Consider the following 12,312-nt stretch of genomic DNA (forward strand, 5'->3'; position numbering starts at 1 on the left):
ACGCCCCGAGGAACCCGGCGAGGAAGTCCTTGATTGCGGGCTTCCCCACCACGGGTTCCATCGGAATGTTGTGGTAGACAGCATCTTCGGCGAAGTACTCGGCGAGCGTCTCGGGGTTCGAGTCCGCCCAGCGGGCGCAGAACTCGGTGACGACGGCGTCTGCATCCATGGATGCTCCTAGTGTGGGTGCGACTCGACGCGGATCGGACGCGGCCCCGGTCGGTCGCGTCGGCGCCGGGTCCTCACACTCTCACGCGGGCCCGGAAACCAGGCCCGGTTTCGGCGCCGCTGCGCCGGTCTGGAGGTCGGCTACCACCCGGGCCATCTGCGGGTCACGGTCCGGGTCCGCGGGCAGCGTCAGGGTGACCCCGTCCGCCAGCCCGGCCACCCGGCGGCGGACGGCCTCGGCCAGCTCCGGGTAGCGCGCGGTGGGCAGCATCGCGTCGAGCACGTCGTCGGTGACCACCTCCCGCAGCTCGGACCACGAGTCGCGCCGGACCATCCGGGCCAGCGGCTCACGCAGGTGTCCGAGACCGCACCGCACCAACTCCTGGTGGTAGGCCGGCGTCGAGTAGAGGAAGGCGAAGAGCCGGCGCTGGCGTTCCCGCTCGCGGTCCACCTCGGCTTCCGTCTCGCCGGTGATCACCTGCACGCCCGCGACGAGTTCGAGGTCGGCGAGGGTTCGGCCGGCGGACGCGGCACCGGCGCTCAGCGCGGGCCGGCAGTCGGACTCGAGGTACTGCGGGCTGGAGTTGGTGGGGTGGGTGATGAAGCCGTCGGCCAGTTCCCCTGCCACCGTGCACATCCGGCGCCCCACCCCGCCCAGGTAGACGGGCGGTGCCGGGGTCTGCGCGTCGGGTCCCGGGTTGAAGTACGGCTGCATCCGCCGGAAGCGGTAGTGCTCGCCGTCGAAGACCGTCAGCTCACCGGTCCGGAAGGTCTCGAACGCCGCGTGCACCACCCGCACGTACTCGGCCATCCGCGCGGCGGGCGCCGACCACGGCATCGCGTACCGCTCCTCGATGTTCTGCCGTACCTGGCAGCCGAGCCCCAGCTGGAAGCGGCCGCCGGAGAGCCGCGAGAGGTCCCACGCGGTGTACGCGGTCAGCAGCGGGCTGCGGACGAAGGCCAGCGCGACGGAGGTGCGGACCACGATCCGCTCGGTCGCCTGCAGGGCCTGCAGGGCCAGCATGAACGGGTCGTGCACGGTCTCGGAGACGTGCAACCCGTCGTAGCCCGCCGCCTCCGCGCGCCGCGCGTAGGCGCCGATGTCCGCCAGTCCGAGCCTCGGGTCCGTGCCCGTGTACACCTTCACCGGACAGTTGTACCCGAGGCCGACCCGGACCCGAGGCGCCGCGGTCAGCGCAGCGGTTCGATGATCGCGGTGATCGCCGCGATCGCCGCGCCCGAGATCGCGAAGTGCTCGGTGATCGACACCGTGAGCGTGCCCTCGCCGGAGCGCATGTCGAGCAGGAAGCGGGCCACCACCTGGGAGCCCCACTCGTTCAGCTGGAGGTCCCGGATCCCGGTGATCGGCTCGTACTGGTGACCGTGCTCGAGCTCGTACCGGATCTCCGCACCGCTGCTGCCGGTGCGCTGGCCGTTCTCCACCCGGAGGCAGTTCTCCGCCAACCGCACCTTCGAGGCGTCGTGGGTGACGAGCGAGTCCAGGTACTCGCGGACCAGCGCCACCGACTGGCTGCCCGCCGCCGCGGTGAGCGTCGCGATCTCGCCCAGCAGCGTGCCCGCCACCTCCGGCCGGCAGATCAGCAGGTCCGGCAGGTACGGACGGGTCTCGTTGTAGCGCAGCGCACTACCGTCCACCCGGGAACAGTGCAGCCCGGCCGCCTGGGCCACGCCGACCGGTGCGGCGGAGTCCCACTCCCACTGCCCACCGGCGTGCACGTACGCGTCCGCCTCTCCGCGCAGCACCGCCATCGCCTTCGCACCCGCCGAGCCCATCGGGACCAGCTCGGCATCGACGCGGTGGGCCAGCTCCGTGACGAACGCGGGTGGGCGACTGCCGCTCACCAGGATTCGGAGCGGTCCGGGCGCGCGCTCGGCGAAGCCGACCGCACCGGAGGTGTACACCGCACCCAGGGCGGGCTGCGCCACCGCCGCCTCGGTGATCCCGCGGCCACGCTCCCACAGCGCCACGTGCACGGCCCAGTCGTCGCGGCCCGGCAGCCCGTACTCCTTGGAGCCGTCGAGGGGGTCGATGATCCACACGCGGTTCCGGTCTAGTCGCGCGAGGTCGTCGGCCGACTCCTCGGAGAGCACGGCGTCGGCGGGACGCCCCTCCGCGAGGAGGTCGAGGAGCAAGGTGTTGGCCTCCTTGTCCCCGCGCCTCCCCAGCTCCCGCGCCTGGGCCGGGTCGAGCGGGGTGGCACCGAGCTCCCCGGCACGGATCTCGGTCAACAGCTCACCCGCACGGGCGGCCAGGTCGGCGGCAAATTCGGCGTCGGCGTTCATACAGACAGATATTCCACGATCCGCACGGCCTGCGCAGCCGGATCGCCGTCCTCGGGGGTCAGCACCAGTTCGGCGTGCTCGGGCCGCTCGTACGGGTCGTCGACTCCGGTGAACCCGGTGATCTCCCCCGCCCTCGCCTTGGCGTACATGCCCTTCGGGTCCCGGGCCTCGCACTGCTCGATCGGGGTGTCGACGAAGACCTCGACGAACGGGATCCCGGCCGCCTCGTGCTGGGCCCGCACCCGGTCCCGGTCCTCCCGGTAGGGACTGATCAGCGAGGCCACCGCGATCACCCCGGAGTCCGCGAGCAGCTGCGCCACCTCCCCCACCCGGCGGACGTTCTCGGCCCGGTCGTCGGCGCTGAATCCGAGGTCCGAGTTGAGTCCGTGCCGCAGGTTGTCTCCGTCGAGCCGGTAGGCCGGCACCCCGGCCGCGACCAGCCGTCGTTCGAGTTCCACGGCGACGGTGGACTTTCCGGACGCCGACAGTCCGGTCAACCAGACCGTGGCGCCGCGGGTGGCCCGCTCCTCTCGCGAGACCGCGGCGGAGTGCCACACCACCTTCGACTCCTTGAGCGTCGGCCCGGTGATCATCCCGGCCGCGACGGTGGCGCCGGTGGCCTCGTCTACCAGGACGAAGCTGCCGGTGACCCGGTTGCGCCGGTACGGGTCGAACAGCAACGGCTGCTGGGTCTTGAGCTGCACGCGGCCGATCTCGTTGAGCTGCAGGCGTTCCGCGGACTCGTCGCGGTGCAGGGTGTTGACGTCGAGCCGGTAGTCGAGGCTCACCACCTGCGCCTTGGTGGCCCGGGTGGTGTGCAGCAGCGAGTACCGCGCGTTCTCGCTCAGTGCCGACTGCTCGGTGAGCCAGCAGACCATCGCGTCGACCTCCTGGCCGACGAGGGGGCGGTTGTTCGGCCGGCACAGCATGTCGCCGCGGCCGATGTCGATGTCGTCGGCGAGCTGGACGCAGACGGCCGACGGCGCGAATGCCTCCTCGACCGGCACCCCGCCCGGCCCGTAGACGGCCGCGACGGTGGAGGTGAAGCCGGACGGCAGCACCACCACCTCGTCGCCCGCCTTGAACACGCCGCTGGCGACGGTGCCCGCGTAGCCGCGGAAGTCGCGGCGGGCGGCGTCGGTCTGCTGCTGCGGGCGGATGACGTACTGGACCGGGAGCCGCGCGTCGATCAGGTTGCGGTCCGAGGCGATGTGCACCTCCTCGAGGTGGTGCAGCAGCGACGAGCCCTCGTACCAGGGCATGTTCTCGGTGCGGGTGACGATGTTGTCGCCCTTGAGCGCGGAGACCGGGACGAAGGTCAGGTCGTGGATGTCCAGCTTGATCGCGAACTGCCGGAACTCCTCCTTGATCTCCTCGAAGCGTTCCTGCGACCAGTCGACCAGGTCCATCTTGTTCACGCACAGCACCAGGTGCGGGATGCCGAGCAGGGTGGAGAGGAACGCGTGCCGCCGGGTCTGCTCCAGCACGCCCTTGCGCGCGTCGACCAGGATCAGCGCGAGATCCGCGGTGGACGCGCCGGTCACCATGTTGCGGGTGTACTGCTCGTGTCCGGGGGTGTCGGCGACGATGAACTTGCGGCGCGGCGTGGCGAAGTAGCGGTGTGCGACGTCGATGGTGATGCCCTGCTCGCGTTCGGCGCGGAGGCCGTCGGTGAGCAGCGCCAGGTCGGCGTACTCGTCGCCGCGGGCGCGGCTGGTGCGCTCGACGGCCTCGAGCTGGTCCTCGAAGATCGACTTGGAGTCGTAGAGCAGCCGACCGATCAGCGTGGACTTGCCGTCGTCGACACTGCCCGCGGTGGCCACCCGGAGCAGCTGGAGTTGATGCTGGGACTGGGCCATCAGAAGTACCCCTCCTTCTTGCGGTCTTCCATCCCGGCCTCCGAGATGCGGTCGTCGGCGCGGGTGGCGCCGCGCTCGGTGATCCGGCTGGCGGCCACCTCGGTGACCACCTCGGCCGCGGTGGCCGCCGAGGACTCGACGCAGCCGGTGCAGGTGGCGTCGCCCACGGTGCGGAAGCGGACCAGCTCGTCGCGGGCCTCCTCACCGGGCAGCAACGTCAGGAAACGGGTCTGTGCCAACAGCATTCCGTCGCGCTCGACCACCGGCCGGCGGTGCGCGTAGTAGATCGACGGCAGCGCGATGTCCTCCTCGAGGATGTACTGCCAGATGTCGAGTTCGGTCCAGTTGGAGATCGGGAACACCCGGATGTGCTCGCCCTTGCGGTGCCTGCCGTTGTAGAGGTTCCACAGCTCGGGACGCTGCGCGCGCGGGTCCCACTGCCCGAACTCGTCACGGAAGCTGAACACCCGCTCCTTGGCCCGCGCCTTCTCCTCGTCCCGGCGGGCGCCGCCGAAGACCGCGTCGTACCCGTTCTCCCGGATCCCCCGCAGCAGGGTGTGGGTCTGCAGCCGGTTGCGGCTGGCCCGCGGACCGGTCTCCTCGACCACGCCGCCGGAGTCGATGTCGTCCTGCACCCCAGCGACCACCAGTCGCAGCCCGAGCCGCTCGACCGTCTCGTCCCGGAACTCGATCACCTCGTCGAAGTTGTGCCCGGTGTCGACGTGCATCACCGGGAACGGCAGCGGCGCCGGCCAGAAGGCCTTGGCCGCGAGGTGCAGCATCACCACGGAGTCCTTGCCACCGGAGAACAGGAGCGCGGGCCGCTCGAAGGTGGCGGCGACCTCACGGAAGATGTGCACCGACTCCGCCTCGAGTGCACCCAGGTGGGACAACTCGTATCTCGGCGGGGACGAACTGCGTGGCGGGGACTGTGCGGTCATCGTGGCTCCAGTTCAGGCTCACAGGGTCGGAGATCGGTACATTTCTGTACCGCATCGGTACCAAATTGCGATCTGTGCCCGACCTTAGAACGTGTTGCAGAACCGGTCAATGCCCCGACGGCACCGCCCCGGCACACCCACGCCCTCAGCGCACCGGAGCCCGGCCCCCCACCTCGGCGGTCACCGCGTTCGCCGCCGCCACGAGCGCCCGGCCCCGGCGCGCAATCTCGGCGCCACTGATCGATCCGCCCACATCGAGGGTCATCACCAACGTCTGCCGTCCGTCCGCGTCGTAGCTCGGGGCGGCGATCAGGCTGACCGGGTACTCGACGTCCGCGGACGTTTCGCGACCGAGATAGACCCGTTCGCCGAGACTCGAGACCATCTCGCCCACCAGTTCGCGCAGCTCGGCCGGCAGGTCTCGACCGGCGACCCCGGCCATCAGGGAGAACAGCCGTCGCCCCGTCGGCGTGAGGCGCTCGACGAGGTAGCCCGTCTCCCGGCAGTCGTCGACGACGCTCCGCAGCAGGTCGCGATCGAGCACGACGGGGAATGCCGGTTCGCGCCCGAGCCACCGCGTGAAGTCCTCGTCGTGGCTCCACAGGACGTACATCAGCCCGACCGGCGGCGCGAAGGGGTACACCTGCCCGACCTTGGCGACGGTTCGTCCGGCCTCGACACCGGACGGAGCCGCGACCTCGAGAATCATGACCTGGTCCCCCACCACCGCGGACGCCGTGCAGATCGCGCCGAACTCCTCGGCCAGCGCGTCCAGGTACGGCCGGACGATGGGCCCGACCGCGAATCCCCGCTGCGCGGCCCGGCCGGCGACTATCAGCGCCGGCCCGAGGCCGTACTTCGCCTCCGGATCCCGGGTGAGGTACCCGCCGCCGACCAGGGCGGTGAGGATGCCCAGACAGGTCGGCTTGCTCATCTCCAACGCCCGGGCGAGCTCGGAGAGGCCGAACCGTCGCTCGGGCCGGGCGACGAGGTGATCGAGCACCTGAATCACCCGATCGGTCGGGGGCGAACGGCGCCCGGTGACGGCATCCGGCTCGACAGCCATTGACCACTCCTTAGAACACGTTCTATGGTCGGGGCAACAAATTCCCTACCACTTGGGTACATATTTGTACCACCTGAACGCGAGGAGCGGGAGTGCTGACAGATCCACTGGCCGAGGCGATCGCCGAGGCCGAGAAGCTGGTCGAGGCCGCGCCGCACATCCGGTCCGAACAGGACCTGCTCGAGGGCTACCAGTACCTCGCGGGCGGCATCCTGGCCACCGTGCACGCGGCCTGGGCCACCGAGAAGACGCATCCGGGCTTCATCCAGGGCACCGGCCCGTACACGAAGATGGGCCTGGACAACCCCGACACCCTGTACTTCGGCACCCGCGTCAACGACGACGCCGAGTACGTCGTCACCGGCACCCGGGGCACCACCTGCGACCTCAGTTTCCAGGTGCTCAGCGGCAACTACACCGATTCCAACGTGCCCGGCAGCGCATCGGCGTTCGACGACCGGGACATCGACATCGACGCCGACGGCAACTTCGAGGTCCGATTCGGGCCCGCGGGCGGGGCATGGGCCGAGAAGAACGCCGGGCGCCGCAACTACTTCACGCTCGCGCCGGGCGCGTCACAGCTGGTGGTGCGCGAGGTCTACAGCGACTGGTCCCAGCGCCGGGGCACCGTCCGCGTCGAGCGCGTGGACCGCAGGGGCGTCCCGTTCGATCCGCTGACGCCCGAGGAGACGGCGAAGCGCTTCGCCCGGGCCGGCAAGGCCCTGGTCAGCCGGGTCAAGACGTGGCTGCAGTTCCCGGAGTGGTTCTACCTCAAGCTGCCGGTGAACACGATGACCGAGCCGCGGCTGACACCGGGCGGCCTGGCCACCCAGTTCTCCTCGGTCGGGCACTACGAACTCGCCGACGACCAGGCGATGATCATCACCGTCCCGAAGTCCGACGCGCCGTACCAGGGTTTCCAGCTCGGGAGCATGTGGTACATCTCGCTGGACTACACCGGACACCAGACCTCGCTGAACAACACCCAGGCCCAGGCCGACCCGGACGGCATGATCCGCATGGTGATCTCGGAGCGGAACCCGGGCGTCACCAACTGGATCGAGACCGTCGGCCACCCGCGGGGCATCCTGCAGTTCCGCTGGCAGCGCACCTCGCGGGAGTTCACCCCGGCCGACGGCCCGACCGTCGAGGTGGTCGGCATCGACCAGGTCGCCGCGAAACTGCCCTTCCACGAACAGAACAAGATCACGCCGGAGGACTGGACCGCCCGCATCGCGGAGCGCCAGGCCGCCGTCGCCAACCGCATGCTCGGATAGGACTCACCGTGACAAACCTGTTGCAGGACAAGATCGTCGTCATCTCCGGCGTCGGCCCCGCGCTGGGCCGCTCGCTGGCGCTGCGGTTCGCCGCCGCCGGCGCGGACCTGGTGCTGGCCGCACGGACGCAGGCCCGGCTCGACGAGGTGGCCAAGGAGGTCACCGACCTGGGCCGGCGCGCCGTGACCGTGGCCACCGACATCACCGACCACGACTCGGCGGAGCACCTGGTCGCCGCCAGCGTCGAGGCGTACGGCCGGGTGGACACCCTGGTCAACAACGCCTTCTCCGTCCCCTCGATGAAGCCGTTGGCGCGCACCGACTTCCAGAGCATCCGCGACGCCGTCGAGCTGACGGTGCTGGGCGCGCTGCGGCTGACGCAGCTGTTCACCCCGGCCCTCGAGGAGTCCAAGGGGTCGGTGGTGAACATCAACTCGATGGTGCTGCGGCACTCGCAGGAGCGCTACGGCAGCTACAAGATGGCCAAGGCGGCCCTGCTGGCGATGTCGCAGTCGCTCGCGACCGAACTGGGCCCCAAGGGAATCCGGGTCAACTCGGTGGCGCCGGGCTACATCTGGGGCGACACCCTCAAGGGCTACTTCGCGCACCAGGCCGAGAAGTACGGCATGACGGTCGAGCAGATCTACCAGGCCACCGCCGCGAACACCGACCTCAAGCGACTGCCCGAGACCGAGGAGGTCGCGGACGCGGTGCTCTTCCTCGCCTCCCCGATGGCCAGCGCCGTCACCGGGCAGTGCCTCGACGTCAACTGCGGCGAGTTCCACCACTAGAAGGTCGAGACAGATGACTGAACGCACCAGTGCCGAGCGGACGACCGTCGGCACCGTCGAGGACCTGCACGCCTCGGCCACCAAGATGACCGGGCTGACCGACTTCGGAGTCGACGACTACACCGAGGCGCTCGGCGTCCTGCTCGACTCCTACGCCCGGGACGAGGACCTGACCCCGTTCGGCAGCAAGATCTCCCGGGTGTTCCTGCGCGGCGCGCTGGTGGCCCGGCTGCTGTCCGAGGCCGCGTGGAAGCAGCATCCCGAACACGCGGACGTCGCGATCGAGCGGCCGATCTTCGTCACCGGCCTGCCCCGCACGGGCACCACCGCCCTGCACCGGCTGCTCACCGTCGACCCGGCCCACCAGGGCCTGGAGATGTGGCTGACCGAGATGCCGCAGCCGCGGCCGCCGCGCGAGAGCTGGGGGTCGAACCCGGTCTTCCAGGGCATCGAGGCCCAGTTCAGCAAGCACCACGTCGAGCACCCCGAGTTCATGGGAGTGCACTACATGTCGGCCGCCGAGGTCGAGGAGTGCTGGCAGCTGCTGCGGCAGACCTTCAAGTCGGTCTCCTACGAGTGCCTGGCCAACCTGCCCACGTACTCGAAGTGGCTCGAGGGCCAGGACTGGACCAACGCCTACGAGCGGCACAAGAAGAACCTGCAGCTGATCGGGCTGCCCGATCGCGACCGCCGGTGGGTGCTCAAGAACCCGAGCCACCTGTTCGCGCTCGACGAACTGCTCGCGGTGTATCCCGACGCGCTGATCGTGCAGACCCACCGCGCGCCGAGCACCATCATCCCGTCGGTGTGCAGCCTCGCCGAGCAGGCCACCGACGGCTGGTCCAACAAGTTCAAGGGCGAGGTGATCGGCCGCAGTCAGCTCGAGCTGTGGGCGCGCGGTCTCGAGCAGTTCACCGAGGCGCGGGCCCGGCACAACCCGGCGCAGTTCATCGACGTCGACTACCACGACTTCGTCGCGGACCCGCTCGGCACCGTGGAGGGCATCTACACCACGTTCGGCCTGCCGCTGACCGCCGCCGCGCAGGGGGCGATGGAGGCGATGCACGAGGAGAGCCACAGCGGGCCGCGCCGTCCCTCGCACAAGTACACCCTCGAGGAGTTCGGGCTCACCGCCGCCGAGGTGGAGGAACGTTTCGGCGCCTGAGACCGCTCGGGGAGCAGATCCGGCCGGCCTGGCGGGATCTGCTCCCCGGTCCGTCCGGACGAAAAACAGGTATGCACCCGGGTAGGTCGGCCGTCGCCGGCAGGGGCGCGCGCTGACACAGTGTGATTCACATCACCAGCCACGACCCGCCGAGGTTCCCATGCACCAAGACCAGCAGGTTTCCCCGCCCAGCACGCCGGACGCCCCCGCGTCGGACGGACTGTTCATCAAGCGCTGCGCGAACTGCGCCACGCTGCTCGCGCCGCTGACCGAGACGTGCACCTCCTGCCGGGGCACCGAGCTCGGAGCGGTACTCAGCTCCGGCGCCGGAGCGATCGTGTCGTGGCAGCCGGCGGCTCCCGCGCCGCACTCGGGCCCGACCCCCGGCGCGGTCGCCATCGTCAAACTCGACGACGGCCCGAGGATCTACACCTGGATCGAAGGCGAGGTCCCGACCCCGCCCGACCTTCCCGTTCGGGTCCGGTTCCGGCCGACGCGCGACGGCGAGCGTTCCCCCCTGTTCGTCGTCAGTTCGACCGCGCCGACCGCTGCCGTGACGGCGGGTGCCGCATGATCGCCGGCGGCAGGACCGATGCCGAGCGCATCCAGGCGTGGCGTCGGCTGTGCGACTACCTCGCCCGCAACGGCGCCGTCAGCCCGCACTCGCGGTGGGTGGTCAACTTCGCGATCACCTGGGCACCGTTCGGCGGCGCGAGTCCGGCCGAGCTGCTCGAGACGTTCGGCGTCTCACCCGGGCGGTACATCCAGATGCTCCGTGAGGCCCTCGAGCCGCACGGCGCCGCCGACTACGTCGGGACCGTCAAGCGTCAGCTGTCGGAATCGCTGCTGCAGGCCTGGGCGGGCGCCGACCCCGCGAGGTCCCGCGGGCGACGCGCCGCGTAGCGGCCGATCCCAGGATGCCCCGGTCAGACGAGATGCCGAGCGAGCAGCTCGTCGACCTGGTCCGGCGCCTCGTCCGGGATCCAGTGGCTGACCCCGCGCAGTGTCTCGAGGGTGTATGGCGCGTCGACATACCGGGCGGACAGCTCGGCGCCGACCCGGCCGACCGCGGTGTCCCCGTCGCTCCACACGTGCAGGGTGGGCACCCGCACCTTGCCCGCCGTCGCCCGCCACGTGGTCAGCGCCATCGCGCGGTACCAGTTCAATCCGCCTCGGGCCCGGGACTTCTCGCGCATCGGCGGGAGGTCCCGATCCACGACCTCGGCACTCATGCCGGTGTCGAGATAGGCGCGGCGTATCACCCGGTCGGAGGCGAACAGCCGTTCCGGCAGCCAGGGCAGCTGGAACAGGAGCATGTACCAGGACTTGACGATCTGACTGCTGGTGAGCACCGCCCGCACGAACGCCGCCGGGTGCGGCACCGACAGCGCGGTGAGCGTGCGCACGTGGTCCGGGCGCTGCGCCGCGACGCGCCAGGCCACCGCGGCGCCCCAGTCGTGGCCGACCAGGTGCACCGGGCCCAGGCCCGCCTGCTCGATCAGCGCGACCACGTCCTGGTTCAGCTCGGCGGACCGGTAGGCCCGGCGCGAGTGGGGGCGCGCACCGGTCGAACAGCCACGCAGGTCCGGCGCGAGGGTGCGGAACCCGCGTCGGTGCAGCAGCGGCGCGAGCCGGTCCCAGGATCGGGAGTCCTGCGGGAAGCCGTGCAGCAGCACGACGGGCGCACCGTCGAGCGGGCCGGCGTCCCGGACGTCGAAGATCAGGCCGGTGCGGGTGAACGTGGCGATCCGCTCGCTCATGCGTAGGACCTTACGCGGGCCCACACCGCACCACAGGCCTTGTCGCCCGCGGGTAGGAGCTGTCCGGTCTTCACCGAGACCGGTCGAAGGTTGTCAGATTTGGGTTAGCCTACCCTTTAAACCATCGACTTCTTAGTGTAGCCTCGCCTGGGAAGACGTCATATCGAGGAGTTCGAAACATGTACGTGTGCATCTGCGCGGCCGCCACCGAGGACCAGGTCCAACTGTGCATCACCGCGGGCGCACACACCGCCAAGCAGGTCGCGATGGGATGCGGGGCAGGCAAGGGCCGCGGCTGCGGACTGTGCCGCGACCGCATCAAGTCGATGATCGAGAAGCACTACTCCGAATGCGAGGTCGAACAGATCAGCGCGTAGAAACACCGGCCACTCGGCGCGTAAAAACTCCGATTGGGAGATAGGCTGCGATCAAGGTTCAGCCCGCCCCCATCGGAGGTGTCACCGTGCGCGGAGACGACGAGGTTATCGCCCTTCTCAACGAGCAGTTGACCAGCGAACTCACGGCCATCAACCAGTACTTCCTGCACTCGAAGATGCAGGCGAACTGGGGCCTGACCAAGATCGCCGCGAAGACCCGCGAGGAGTCCTTCGAGGAGATGCGGCACGCGGAGCTGCTCACCGACCGGATCCTGATGCTCGAGGCGCTGCCGAACTACCAGCGACTGCTGCCCCTGCGGGTCGGGCAGACCATCCGCGAGCAGTTCACCTCCGACCTGGCCGTCGAGGTCGAGGTCGTCGAACGGCTGCGTCCCGGGATCACCATGTGCCGGGCGAAGGGTGATCACACCAGCGCCGGCCTGCTCGAGCAGATCCTCGCCGAGGAGGAGGAGCACGTCGACTACCTCGAGACCCAGCTCGAGCTGATCGACAAGCTCGGCGAACAGCTCTTTCTCGCGCAACTGGTCGACCAGCCGCCCAGCGTGGGCTGACGCCCCTCCCGTCGGCGGACACCGCCCGTCGG

At 70.0% G+C, this 12,312-nt stretch carries 14 protein-coding genes; 7 read left to right on the plus strand and 7 right to left on the minus strand.

The window, feature by feature from the left end; all coding sequences use genetic code 11:
• From AC1DWC_RS18585 to AC1DWC_RS18610, 6 genes are all read right to left on the minus strand, one after another.
• A partial coding sequence (locus AC1DWC_RS18585; protein WP_477910447.1) for a nuclear transport factor 2 family protein occupies nt 1–169 on the minus strand: 169 nt, incomplete at its 3' end.
• An 81-nt stretch (nt 170–250) separates the two neighbouring features.
• Nucleotides 251–1,363 (minus strand): TIGR03617 family F420-dependent LLM class oxidoreductase, encoded by a 1,113-nt coding sequence (locus AC1DWC_RS18590; RefSeq protein WP_477910449.1) that lies wholly within the window; start codon nt 1,361–1,363, stop codon nt 251–253.
• The gene (locus AC1DWC_RS18595) at nt 1,360–2,472 is read right to left on the minus strand and encodes a 3'(2'),5'-bisphosphate nucleotidase CysQ (RefSeq protein WP_477910354.1); all 1,113 of its coding nucleotides are present in this window, start codon (nt 2,470–2,472) and stop codon (nt 1,360–1,362) included. Before AC1DWC_RS18595 ends, AC1DWC_RS18590 begins: the two co-directional genes overlap by 4 nt.
• On the minus strand, nt 2,469–4,331 hold the full coding sequence (cysC, locus tag AC1DWC_RS18600) for an adenylyl-sulfate kinase (RefSeq protein ID WP_477910356.1): 1,863 nt from the start codon (nt 4,329–4,331) through the stop codon (nt 2,469–2,471). The genes AC1DWC_RS18595 and cysC overlap by 4 nt, the downstream gene beginning before the upstream one ends.
• Nucleotides 4,331–5,272: a sulfate adenylyltransferase subunit CysD gene (cysD, locus tag AC1DWC_RS18605; RefSeq protein WP_477910358.1), complete on the minus strand. Its 942-nt coding sequence runs from the start codon at nt 5,270–5,272 to the stop codon at nt 4,331–4,333. Before cysD ends, cysC begins: the two co-directional genes overlap by 1 nt.
• A 145-nt stretch (nt 5,273–5,417) precedes the next feature.
• Nucleotides 5,418–6,338: an IclR family transcriptional regulator gene (locus tag AC1DWC_RS18610; RefSeq protein ID WP_477910360.1), complete on the minus strand. Its 921-nt coding sequence runs from the start codon at nt 6,336–6,338 to the stop codon at nt 5,418–5,420.
• Nucleotides 6,339–6,430: 92 nt separating this feature from the next.
• Here AC1DWC_RS18610 and AC1DWC_RS18615 point away from each other — a divergent pair, with 92 nt between their 5' ends.
• The 5 genes from AC1DWC_RS18615 to AC1DWC_RS18635 all read left to right on the plus strand — a co-directional run bounded on the left by AC1DWC_RS18615 (nt 6,431) and on the right by AC1DWC_RS18635 (nt 10,474).
• A complete protein-coding gene (locus AC1DWC_RS18615) occupies nt 6,431–7,615 on the plus strand; it encodes a hypothetical protein (RefSeq protein ID WP_477910362.1) in 1,185 nt (394 codons plus the stop codon).
• 8 nt (nt 7,616–7,623) lie between these two features.
• Nucleotides 7,624–8,406: an SDR family oxidoreductase gene (locus AC1DWC_RS18620; protein WP_477910364.1), complete on the plus strand. Its 783-nt coding sequence runs from the start codon at nt 7,624–7,626 to the stop codon at nt 8,404–8,406.
• 13 nt (nt 8,407–8,419) lie between these two features.
• Nucleotides 8,420–9,571 (plus strand): sulfotransferase family protein, encoded by a 1,152-nt coding sequence (locus AC1DWC_RS18625; RefSeq protein WP_477910366.1) that lies wholly within the window; start codon nt 8,420–8,422, stop codon nt 9,569–9,571.
• Between the two features lie 160 nt (nt 9,572–9,731).
• Nucleotides 9,732–10,145, plus strand: coding sequence for a Zn-ribbon domain-containing OB-fold protein (locus tag AC1DWC_RS18630; protein WP_477910368.1), 414 nt, complete (start codon nt 9,732–9,734; stop codon nt 10,143–10,145).
• Nucleotides 10,142–10,474 (plus strand): hypothetical protein, encoded by a 333-nt coding sequence (locus tag AC1DWC_RS18635; protein ID WP_477910370.1) that lies wholly within the window; start codon nt 10,142–10,144, stop codon nt 10,472–10,474. Before AC1DWC_RS18630 ends, AC1DWC_RS18635 begins: the two co-directional genes overlap by 4 nt.
• Nucleotides 10,475–10,497: 23 nt before the next feature.
• On the opposite strand, the gene AC1DWC_RS18640 is transcribed toward AC1DWC_RS18635, so the two are convergent.
• Nucleotides 10,498–11,331, minus strand: a complete 834-nt coding sequence (locus AC1DWC_RS18640) for an alpha/beta fold hydrolase (protein WP_477910372.1) — start codon at nt 11,329–11,331, stop codon at nt 10,498–10,500.
• A 179-nt stretch (nt 11,332–11,510) separates the two neighbouring features.
• On the opposite strand from AC1DWC_RS18640, the gene AC1DWC_RS18645 reads away from it, so the two are divergent.
• Nucleotides 11,511–11,708: a (2Fe-2S)-binding protein gene (locus AC1DWC_RS18645; protein ID WP_072846427.1), complete on the plus strand. Its 198-nt coding sequence runs from the start codon at nt 11,511–11,513 to the stop codon at nt 11,706–11,708.
• A gap of 86 nt (nt 11,709–11,794) precedes the next feature.
• Nucleotides 11,795–12,280, plus strand: coding sequence for a bacterioferritin (gene bfr / locus AC1DWC_RS18650; RefSeq protein WP_378419509.1), 486 nt, complete (start codon nt 11,795–11,797; stop codon nt 12,278–12,280).
• Nucleotides 12,281–12,312: the final 32 nt, after the last annotated feature.

This window comes from Rhodococcus sp. P4_C10, from assembly GCF_056402135.1.

Excerpts from the sequence above, each read along its gene's own strand:
- cysD (WP_477910358.1), bottom strand. The coding sequence starts at position 5,272 with ATGACCGCACAGTCCCCGCCACGCAGTTCGTCCCCGCCGAGATACGAG.
- AC1DWC_RS18635 (WP_477910370.1), top strand. The coding sequence starts at position 10,142 with ATGATCGCCGGCGGCAGGACCGATGCCGAGCGCATCCAGGCGTGGCGT.
- cysC (WP_477910356.1), bottom strand. The coding sequence starts at position 4,331 with ATGGCCCAGTCCCAGCATCAACTCCAGCTGCTCCGGGTGGCCACCGCG.
- AC1DWC_RS18595 (WP_477910354.1), bottom strand. The coding sequence starts at position 2,472 with ATGAACGCCGACGCCGAATTTGCCGCCGACCTGGCCGCCCGTGCGGGT.
- AC1DWC_RS18630 (WP_477910368.1), top strand. The coding sequence starts at position 9,732 with ATGCACCAAGACCAGCAGGTTTCCCCGCCCAGCACGCCGGACGCCCCC.
- AC1DWC_RS18610 (WP_477910360.1), bottom strand. The coding sequence starts at position 6,338 with ATGGCTGTCGAGCCGGATGCCGTCACCGGGCGCCGTTCGCCCCCGACC.
- AC1DWC_RS18625 (WP_477910366.1), top strand. The coding sequence starts at position 8,420 with ATGACTGAACGCACCAGTGCCGAGCGGACGACCGTCGGCACCGTCGAG.
- AC1DWC_RS18645 (WP_072846427.1), top strand. The coding sequence starts at position 11,511 with ATGTACGTGTGCATCTGCGCGGCCGCCACCGAGGACCAGGTCCAACTG.
- AC1DWC_RS18640 (WP_477910372.1), bottom strand. The coding sequence starts at position 11,331 with ATGAGCGAGCGGATCGCCACGTTCACCCGCACCGGCCTGATCTTCGAC.